Consider the following 10,846-nt stretch of genomic DNA (forward strand, 5'->3'; position numbering starts at 1 on the left):
CAGCCGCTGGCTGCACTAAAATCAGGAAGGGCATCAATTAAAAACGTCCTTCCTGAACGGATATCAATTAATCAAAGACTAATTGATAAGCACTTTGCCTACGTACTGGTTATTAAGAAGCAAAATATAAAGCCCCGCAGATACGTGCCGCTGTAACTGTACTTCTATATCGCCTGAATTGTTAACCGCAGATTTTGAATACACGGTGCGTCCGGTTAAATCAACTAATTTCACCTCTACATCCTTCTTTAACAGGTTTGCAGTTGTGGTAATATTAAACCTATTGTTTGTTACCGGGTTTGGATAAATTACAGTACTACTGGGTAAAATAGTGCTGGATTCTTTTGGTGCTGCAATGGCTAACTGGTTATTTGTACCGGTAGGCGCTATGCCGTAAATCAATTCTCCCTTGTAGTAAACACACACATGGTTATTTTCAGCAAAATTACCAGGTTGGTAAGAATGATCATTTAACTGGTTAAACGCTGACCAGTCTGACTTGGCAATCCGGTACTGGATGTTTCCTGTTCCACTTAAGGGATATAGCTTACCGGCACTCGAATCTACTTTCAGTTCCAGGTATGTACCACCATTAGTGCTTAGTGACGGATTTATAGCGACAAACTGTCCCTGGATTTTAGACGCTCCCAAATTGGCATAGTCTACCCAGAAGTTCAGGCCCGCTGCGCTTTCAGGGGTAAAGAAATACCTGATGGAGATATCTTTGTAATCTACTGGAGTATTTCCCATGTTCTCCACTTTTAAATAGGTACTGATTGTGCTGCTTCCGGCATTTTTACTCTCTGTAAGTACTTTAACGCTTTTGGTTCCGGTTACAGGCTCCGGTTCGGTTCCCCAGATCAGGGTTCCGTTTCTGTATAAGGTAATTTTGCCATTGTCAGCGTAGGTAGAGCCTGCACGGTAAGAAAAGTCGTTACTTTCGGTTAAATTTGCCCAGTTTGAGTTGGCAAGGCCCGATTCGATAATGCCTGAATTGGCACCAGCGGTAAGTGTTCCTGCTGTAGCATCAAAACTGTATTCGATATAGCCATATGCATCGTTTCTTGGCTGGGGTAGCGCAACATATTTGGTTTTAACCTTGCTATTGCCCATCTGCGCATAATCTATCCAGGTATTAATGCCTGCAAAATTTTCTGCCGTAAGCCAGTACCGGGCTGTAAGCATGCTGTAACTGGTTGAAGTGGTATCCCCGTTTACGATCTTTAGCTTTGGTCTGATTACATTGTTTGATTGCTGTCCGTTATCCCCATCAGCCGATAAAACCTTTAAATTTAAAGGCAGTATAGTTAGGTTTTGAGTAACACTGGCAGAATTGTATGTTTCATTTCCGGGCTGACTGGCTGTAAACGTGGTGGTTCCGGCTTTTAAGATGCGCGCCACGCCATTTATAACCGTAGCTACACGCTCGTCAGAGCTGCTAAAATTTACAGGCATACCAGAAGAAGCGGAAGCCGCAAGGGTAAAATCTGCATCGCCAAGAACTTTCGGGGCAATGGCAGCGAAGTTTATGGTCTGTACATTTTTAACGGTTAATACCTGTGATACAGGGGTTGCAGCCAGGTACTGGGCATTTCCGGCCTGTGAAGCTGTGATTGTTGTAGTACCCGCAGTTAGAATATGTAGCTGTCCATCAACTACTGTTGCAACATTGGGGGCCGAACTGTTATAGCTTACGGTTAAACCCGAACTTGCTGTTGCGCCAGCATCAAAATCTGTATCGCCTGTAACTTTGCTGGCGATAACGGGGAAGCTTATAGTTTGTAGATTTTTAACTGTTAATGCCCGGCTTATCGGCTGTGCTGCCGTATAATCTGTATTGCCAGCCTGTGAAGCGGTAATGTTTGAAGTTCCGGCAGCAACAATGTGTATTTTTCCATCCACAATGGTGGCCACCGATAGATCTGAACTTGTATAAGTTACCGGAAGGCCTGATGTTGCGGTAGCAGCGGGATCAAAATCGACATCCGCAGGTCCTTTTTCTGCCAGGGCATTAAATATAATATTCTGGCCCGACTTCATATTCTGAGCAATCTCTGCAGCGGTTAAAGCCCTGCTGTAGATTTTAAATTCATCAATCGAACCATTAAACAACGGATCGTTAAATTGCGATTTACCCAGATAATTCAGCATTGTGCTGCCAATAGCAGAAGGCTTGATTGTAAGGCCCGTATTGGAAGCAACAGCAGTTCCGTTGATATACATTGTGCAGGTATTGCCAGATTGGGTAATGGCAAAGTGTGTCCAGGTGTTGAGCGGTAAGTTATAATTATAACTTACAACCTGCTCAGCCCCTCCATTTTTGATAGCATAACGCATTACATTAGCACTTCCTGCCTGAATAGATAGAAACATATATTTAGTGGTTCCAGTACCAAAATCAAACACCCGCATCCAGTTTGTCTTTGCATCCATCTTTAACCATGTCGAAATGGTAAAATCATTTAAAGCACTAACTATTCCTGTTGGAAGCGTAGCATAAGCGTTGGCTGTGCCATCCAGTTTAAGTGATGTTCCGTACTTTCCGGTATTCCGGATTGCTGTGGCTGCTAAGGCACTATGAGCAGCTCCCCAGCTATCGATACCCCGTGTTCCGCTGGCTTCGTCAAATTTCAGATACGTCAACTGACCCACGTTTGGTGTTGCCACCACCTCTGCGCTTGAAGGCATTTCTCCTATACTATCAACCGAAGCAACTACATAATAATAAGAAGCCCCATTGCTAATATTTGTGTCAGTGAATCTGGTAGTGCCCACATTTGCAATCATAACATAAGGTCCGCCCGATGTGGCTGAACGCTTAACGTTATAAGTAAAACCCTGAATAGCATCCCATTCTATGATATTTTTAGCATCACCAGAGGCAACTAAAACGCCACTTACCGTAGTACTTAGTATCCTTAATGAAAGGGCTGCAGTATCTGTTCCGGTCTCGTTTGAAACGATTAATGTAACATTAAAAAGCCCGGCTTCGGTTGGAATTCCAGATATCACACCCGTAGCAGCATTTACACTCAATCCGGCAGGAAGACCTGTGGCATTGAAGCTGGTTGGCGATTTGACAGCTGTAATTGTATAAGAAAAATTCTTGCCGATGAGTGCAGTATCTGCCGATGCACTGGTAATTGTTACCGGGACGGTTCTATCGTCAAGCAATTGTACATCGTTACCCGATCCTCCTTTATAAGTAATACGGAAATTATAGCTGCCTTCCGAAATAAGTGACATCTCAGGTAGATCCTTGAAAATACCGTTAATTTGATTAGCACCTGTATTTTCCAAAATGGTAAAATTTGTTCCCGATGGCAATAAACCTGAAACAAGGTTGTTTAAAACCAATCTTGACTGGTTTAATGAAGCGCCGCCTGCAATCACTTTGTCAGCGGTAGCAGCTGGACCATTCACATCAACTTTATAGGTGGCATCGGTATTTAGGGTAATAAGTCCTGTTGTGCTTAAAGTACCGATGGTTCCATCAGTGCCTGGCACTAATGTAGCTCCTGTACCAGAACCGGTACCAACAGTTATTGTACTGGTATTTCTTCCACCTCCACCTAATGAGCCTTGTTTGGCAATAATAGGGCTATTATACGTACCTGCAGAACCATTATTTAATAAAAATGTTCCGTTTAAAATAGTTGTTGTTCCTCCAAACGTACTGTTTCCTGAGAAAGTTAGAATTCCTGTTCCAACTTTTTCTACTGAGAGTGTGCCAGATGCATTGGCCATTGTTCCACTAAAATTGGTGTTGTTATTCAATGCTCCAATCCTGATAATAGGTGTTCCTGCAACATTGCAGCGGATACCGCCCCTTCCTGAAAGTGAACCAAATTCAAGTACTCCAGAAACAAACATAATCCTATGGCAATCAACACCTTGAGCATCCAACAACCAGTTAGCGTTCGCACTGCCCGATTGTGGTGTGGCAAATGCCAGGCGGTGATTGCCGCTGCGAAGTTTGGTAATGAAAGTACCCGTAAAGCCACTGTTATCACCGAAGAGACTAATCGTAGCATAATTATCAGAGCCGTCATTGTATAGCGTACCGCTCCCTGAAATTTTCCCATATAAATTTAAATGGCCCATGCGCTCATAAAAGAAGCCACTTTGACCTGATGGTACCTCAATATCATTGTATAAAGTGGCTGTTTCCGTAGTTGATCCGGTATATAAAGCACCGCCTTCCATGATGATTTTTCCTGTTCCCAAAGGACCTATTGTAGGAGCGCCTGAAGTGCCTGTACCTATACCCATAACCTGAATGCCATCAGTTGAACCCCAGGCATAACCTCTTGTTCCCCGGATAATAGTATTACCCGAATAAGTATTCGCTCCGGAAATCACAAGTGCTGATGTTCCTGTTTTAAGTAAACTTCCGGTTCCACTTACAATGCCATTCAGCTGGATGCTGTTCGTTTTTGCAGCCACATTTAATTGAGCACTTAAAACGATAGGCATCGTTAATTTTTCAGGCTGTGATGAGTTATTAACCAGGTCATTCTTTATCGTTAAAGCATTTCCTGCAATAGTATAGGCATTAGCTCCAGCCTCGAATTGTATTCTCGATGCTACCAGCCCGTTTATGTTATTGGTCAGAACTGAATCGGTAGTGGTATTGAATGTTATTATCGCGGGGTTTACCGGAAGCGTATTTCCACTCCAGTTACTTGCCTGGTTCAATGAATCTGTAAGGGGTGTTGGGCTCCATACTGAAGAACTCGTACCCGGACTAGCAAAGATTTCTGGCGAATCAGCACTTTCTTTTGTAGTTCCTACAGCAGAAAGTACATAGTAGTATGGACTGCCACTGGTAACAGCTGTGTCTTCGTAGGCGGTAGTGCTAACTGTTGCAATGGTGGTATAAGGACCACCACTTACTGTACCACGTTTCACCTTGTACGAAACAGCGCCTAAAACTGCGTCCCATGTAAGATTGATCCGGTCGCTTTGATTAACCACGGTAGGCCGGTTGGGAATTGCTGGGGGCACAGATGCGAAAACTTCGTTGGAATTACCACTTTCCATATTGCCTGTTAATGCTGTAATCACATAATAGTTATTTACTTCAGGCGCAGGAGCGGGATCTGTAAAACTGGTGATCGTAATAGCTGCCTGAATAGTGGTATATGGGCCTCCCGCTGTTAACGAACGTTTTACCGAATAACTGGTGGCGTTGGCTGAAGCTGGCCAGCTAAGTTTGATCTGTGTACTATTAACAACCGATGCCGCAACTGGAGCGGGCGCTGCAGGAGCCTGATTATTGAGCACTTTCAGGATCAAAGTTGCAGTGCCACTGCCGCTAGTATTGGTAGCAGTTAGTGTTACTTCGCTTTGTCCTAGCTCCGTAGGCGTGCCGGAAATAATACCGGTAGCCGCATCCAGGCTAAGCCCTGCAGGCAAACCGCTGGCACTATAAGCTGTAGGATTAGCACTGGCATTGATGTTATAGCTGAAAGGTAGGCCAATGGTGGTTGTGGCAGTAGTAGCGCTGCTAATCTCTGGAGATCCCGCGGGTGCAGATTGGCTATAGCCTACATTACTGAACGTAGCTGTATTGTGTAAAGATGTATTATTAGAGATGGTGTAAAAACCGAGGTACAGCTCTCCCGGGAAACCGGTTGCTGAATACCAGCAACTAAGATTCGTCCAGTTAACGCCATCCTGCGAGTGATACGCAAATATGCGGGTGTTTACACGTTCAATTTTTAACCACCAGGGGGCTTTGGGCTGTCCATGCTTTCCGATACCGCCATTTGCCCCGAGAAAAAGATCCCAAAAAGGGGAACCGGGCGCTAATGATTCGCGTATCATGACACCGCAGCCTCCGGTAGTGAGCGACATATTATCAACTTTTACAACTAAACCAGCATCGCCGTTAACTTTTTTAAAGTTGAAACTGAAGGCATTACTGGTGGAATTTCCGGCACCTTTAAGGGTCCAGATCCCATTATTGAAGGATGCGCTGCCTGCCAGTCCGGGATTACCGATATCAATATTGGTTAGGTTACTTACTGGCTGCACGTGCTCGGAAGGATAAAATATAGGGGTCAAAATAACCGCAGTGGAAGTATCGGATGATTTCAGATACAAGAAATCTCCTCCTGCTCCACCTAAAGCAGCCCGCATCCTATCGGTATGAGGGGTAGGTATTCCTTTGCGCCTGTTATATGCGTTATGAATGATATTGGTCATGTCGCCACGCCTTTCTCCTGGCATAATCCCCCAGTTGGTCCAATAACTGGCATAGCCCCCAAAGGGGATATAGGTCATGCTAGCCCCGTCAAAAGCATATTGATGATACAGCTCGCCAATAGCCAATACCCTGTTATCAAGTTCGGCAAACATATCTACCTTCTGCTTGTAGGCTACTTCTGCACCCCATGCCAAGGCTGCTGCCTGTATACGCCAGTGGTCGTCGCGGCCTGTATCTCCTACTTCGCCATTGGGCAGCGAGTTACGCATGCCTCCACCGGCATCCATCCTGTACACTTCAATCGACTGGTTAAACCGGGTAATATCATTACAAAAAACCGATGCTGCGAGGGCAATTTTTAATTGGATAGCCCCCTTGTTCTGATCCCGCAACGGAAATGGAACAAATGAGGTTGGAAATAAAACTTCAGAAAAATATTTTTCTACATGCTGTGTATTGGCTGCGGTCCATCCGGGAAAAGTATAGCGGAGGATTTCGGCACCCGTAGCCCAATATTGAGCGTAGTCGCCGATATCCAGCATAGATTCATTACCCCCCCAGGTGGTATTGGTAACTGCCCAGGCATCCAGTATGTTGGTCGCTTTGCGGGCATAGGTCGAATCGCCAGTAAACCACCACATAAATGCCAGGTTGTGAACAGCTACCATATCGTTTCTCCATGCATTATTATTTAAATCTGGAGCACGGGTTACAGTGGCATATGGCCCCGCCATTGCATAACTGAGCTTTGACCGTCCATCATTTTTAAATGCGTTGTAGGCCGAAAGCCAAGGCTCCACTGTAATGTTGGCCTTTAACTGATTTAAGTCGCTCATGGTAAAAGGAATACCCGGATGGACCAATGTTTGCACCTGAGCCTTTGATTGCTGAGCACCGATAAAAATCAGAATAGCAAAAAAGAAAATAACACGACTCTTTTTTGCCATCAGTTTTAGCTGATAAAGTAAAAGTTTTCTCATAAGAAGTTATTTATTTGGTTATAAATCAGATTTTTAAAAACCGATTTCCATAAAGACACATGATATCAACTTTGATACTTAGGTATTTAAAAAATATTTTCAGGAATAACTATGATTAATATTCGAATCACCAGGTGCTAAAGGAGCAAGCTTTTTAAATGCAGGATTATTGCATGGTGATGGTAAGCTGGCCGCGTTATTTCGGCATGGAGATGCTTGCTTACAGGATAACCTTATTGCTGAGGCTACTTTTCTGCTTGACCCTGACTGATATCTACCAGATTAACAAATTTTTATCAAATAAAATTCGGAATTAAAACTAAACCCAGGTTTAATTCCGTTTAAGCTAAAAGATATGGGTACTGCAGGACAAGCCTAAATAACTAAAATAGCAACCTTAAGGAACAGGCACTATTTTAGTTGATTTTTATTAAGGTTTTATTATTTAAAATCACTGTGAAGAAAAAGGAGAAAAACAGTGTTACATACCAAAAGAGCATAGCAGTCTGAAATGGATAGACCTGAGGCTTTATCATAAAGGTTATTTCACTTCAAATGCTGTCATGTTGTCCAAAGGACTCCTATGGAGAGCTTGTCGAAACACCTCAAAGCGTATTTAACAGGTTTAACAGGCCCTTCGACAGGCTATCATTGACAGACCTTCATAGAAAGGTCGTCATTGCGAGGAGGAACGACGAAGCAATCTCTCATGCTAGTGATCCTTTCAATAAAGATTGCTTCGTCGGCTGAAAAAGCCTTCTCGCATCCGATAGCTATCGGATGACGATAATCGGAGGAGATTTAATCTTTTAAATTCTCCTGTCATTTATTTTGATTTTTATAAAATAAATTACTCCTCTGGATGACAAATCTATATTTAAGCTACAACCCCATATACTATTTTAATTGCTTCTGGTCAATCTTTGACAGAGAAAGATTGCTTAACTTACTAACAGCTTTGCTTTGAATCTTGATTGTTTCAATAGCACTACCCGGAAAGAAGATATCTGTCATCACAGTTAATCCGTTATCGGCAAAAAGTTCTACGGATGCTACATCCAGGATCAAGCTAATATTGATTTTCTTACCAGTCAGTAACCTGGGTGCACTATGTTTTTTGGCAAATCCTTTTTCAAATGCTGTTTCGCCAGATAGTGTCCGGTCGATAAAGTAACTGTTGTTCTTTTTGTCATAGCCTATAATCAGCTTTTGTCCGTTAACGTTCGATAATATAATATTAAAGTTGTTGGTATTTTCAAGACCAAGATCGAGTTTGAACTTCCCATCCAGAGGTTTGGCATATGCAGAAAGGTCAATCTCCTTATCAATAGTAACAGTTCCTTTCTTATAAACAGGCTTTAATGATGGCAAAACTTCCTTTACAGGTAACGAACGAAGATAATACGCTCCATCAACACTTGCGAGCGATAGTTCTCTGGGAAGTGTCATAGCACCACGCCATGCCTTGGTAGGTACCTGGTTGGCATACTGCCAGTTGTTCATCCAGCCAAGGAATATCTTCCTGTCGCCGGTGTTAGACCAGGTAACCCCTGCATAATTATCGGTTCCATAATCCACCCATTTCTCTTTTGTAGAATTTGGCACGAATTTATTCCCATCAAAGTTTCCTGTAAAATACTGGGTTGCAGAACCTCCGTTAGGGCCCCCGGGATTGATGCTAACTAAAAGCACCCATACCGTTTTACCATTGCTTTTGAGTGGAAATAGATCCGGGCATTCCCAAACCCCACCATGGGCGCCCAGGTTGGCTCCAAATTCGCTCTCGCGTTTCCAGGCTTTAAGATCTGGGGAGGAGTAGAAAGTGATCCTGTCCTTTGTAGCTAAGGTCATTACCCATTTTTTGCCTTGTTCATACCACATCACCTTTGGATCCCTAAAATCGCTTATCCCAGGGTTTGGAAGCACAGGATTACCCTTATATTTAGTCCACGTTTCGCCCTCATCATTACTATAAGCAATACTCTGGTATTGGTGCAGGCCGGTCTTGGCCTCTTCGATCTTTTGGTTATGGTGCGTAAATATTGCAACCATAGCGTTCTTGCCAAATCCTGCGGTATTGTCTTTATCAATTACGATACTTCCCGAAAAAATAGTTCCAAGGCTATCTGGATAAAGTGCTATGGGCTTTTCCTCCCAGTTAACTAAATCTCGGGTTGTGGCATGTCCCCAATGCATAGGTCCCCAGGTTGTACCTCCGGGATGGTACTGAAAGAAAAGATGGTAAACGCCATTATAATACACCATTCCGTTAGGATCATTCATCCAATGTGCCTTTGGTGAGAAATGGAAAGCTGGCCTGTATTTTTCGCCTCCTGTAGATTGGGCACTAGAACCGATAGAGAACAGGCAAAAAAGCAAAAAGAACACCGATCTTATAGATTTGTTTTTCATGTTGTATTTTTTTAAAATTTAAACAAATATCCAGGGAAGACTCCCTGGACATTAGAAATATTACCATCCGTTGTTTTGTTTATACACCCCGCTACTAAAGTTAATCTGATTTAATGGAATCGGGAAATATTCATCCCTCCCTACCGTAAACCGGGCATCTGCGAGATGGGCAACTCTTGATTTTTCGACCGTAAAATAAGCGTTCATAGTCTGCGCAGCAATCCCCCACCTCACCAAATCAAAAAAATGATAACCTTCTGTAGCGAACTCAAGTCTTCTTTCAAATCTTAGGGCCTGCCTTGCAAAATCCTGTGTCCAGGTACAATTTACCCCAGGTTGATAAAGCTGAACGTTATAATTTGAAGTCGGGTTTCCCGCAGCATTTTTCAACAGGTTACGACTTAGGTTTGCACGGTTTCTAACCTGATTGATCAGCGGAACAGCTTCCAACGACCGCCCCAGCTCTATCAGCACTTCTGCTTTCCAAAGCAGCACATCTGAATAGCGGATAATCTCCCAGTTTTTCGAACTTCCGATAAATGGTGGAACTTTCTGAAAAGAAGCATCATCAGGAAGTACTGCTTCTTTCATACTGGCAAACGCATCGTAAATAGCCGGTGCTCTTGACCACGAGCGCTGGAATACAAATGCTGGCTTATATTTAAAAGGTGCACCTGGTTTGGCCACGGTATGATCAAGTCGTGGATCGAATGAACTGCTCTGAAAGTCGAGAGAAGCTGCCGCATCTGTATTGTTGTAGGTGGAAAAAAGAGGCAATCCGTCGGTTCCTGTTTTAAAAGCATTGATCAGATCATGGCTAGGCACATTAAAACCGCAGCATCCATACTCCTGATTCATCGGATAGTTAAGCGCATGCCCATAATCCAGTCTCCCCTTTGGCGTACCATCATCTTTTGAATACTGGATAGCAAAAACAGATTCCGGGCCGTTATCAGAAGCAGATAAAAAGTTGTTAGCATAATCCGTACTCAGGCTGAATTTGCCCGATGCGATGATCTCATCACATAACGTGTTTATTTCATTTAATTTAGCAGCATCAATACTGCTTACCGCGTTATTTTCGCTTTGGGTATAGGCCTGGTACAACAGCACTTTGGCCAGATATGCTTTTGCAGCATTTTTGTTTACCCTGCCCTTATCGTTCTGATCTGTCGGCAGCGCTGTAACGGCCGCTCTGAAATCATCTGCAATCTTCGTCCAAAGCGCATCATTACTCAAGGCC

The 10,846-nt window shown here is 43.4% G+C and carries 3 protein-coding genes; all 3 read right to left on the bottom strand.

Annotation, left to right across the window (positions count from 1 at the left end):
- Positions 1–78 precede the first annotated feature (78 nt).
- The gene (locus ASU31_RS23190; protein ID WP_057934630.1) at positions 79–7,191 is read right to left on the bottom strand and encodes a cellulose binding domain-containing protein; all 7,113 of its coding nucleotides are present in this window, start codon (positions 7,189–7,191) and stop codon (positions 79–81) included.
- An 897-nt stretch (positions 7,192–8,088) separates the two neighbouring features.
- Positions 8,089–9,603 carry a glycoside hydrolase family 32 protein gene (locus ASU31_RS23195; protein WP_057934631.1) on the bottom strand — a complete coding sequence of 505 codons (1,515 nt, stop codon included), beginning with the start codon at positions 9,601–9,603 and terminating at the stop codon, positions 8,089–8,091.
- A 60-nt stretch (positions 9,604–9,663) separates the two neighbouring features.
- The coding region (locus ASU31_RS23200; protein WP_057934636.1) for a RagB/SusD family nutrient uptake outer membrane protein at positions 9,664–10,846 on the bottom strand (1,183 nt) is incomplete at its 5' end.

Source organism: Pedobacter ginsenosidimutans, from assembly GCF_001442625.1.
GTDB classification, from domain to species: Bacteria; Bacteroidota; Bacteroidia; order Sphingobacteriales; family Sphingobacteriaceae; genus Pedobacter; species Pedobacter ginsenosidimutans.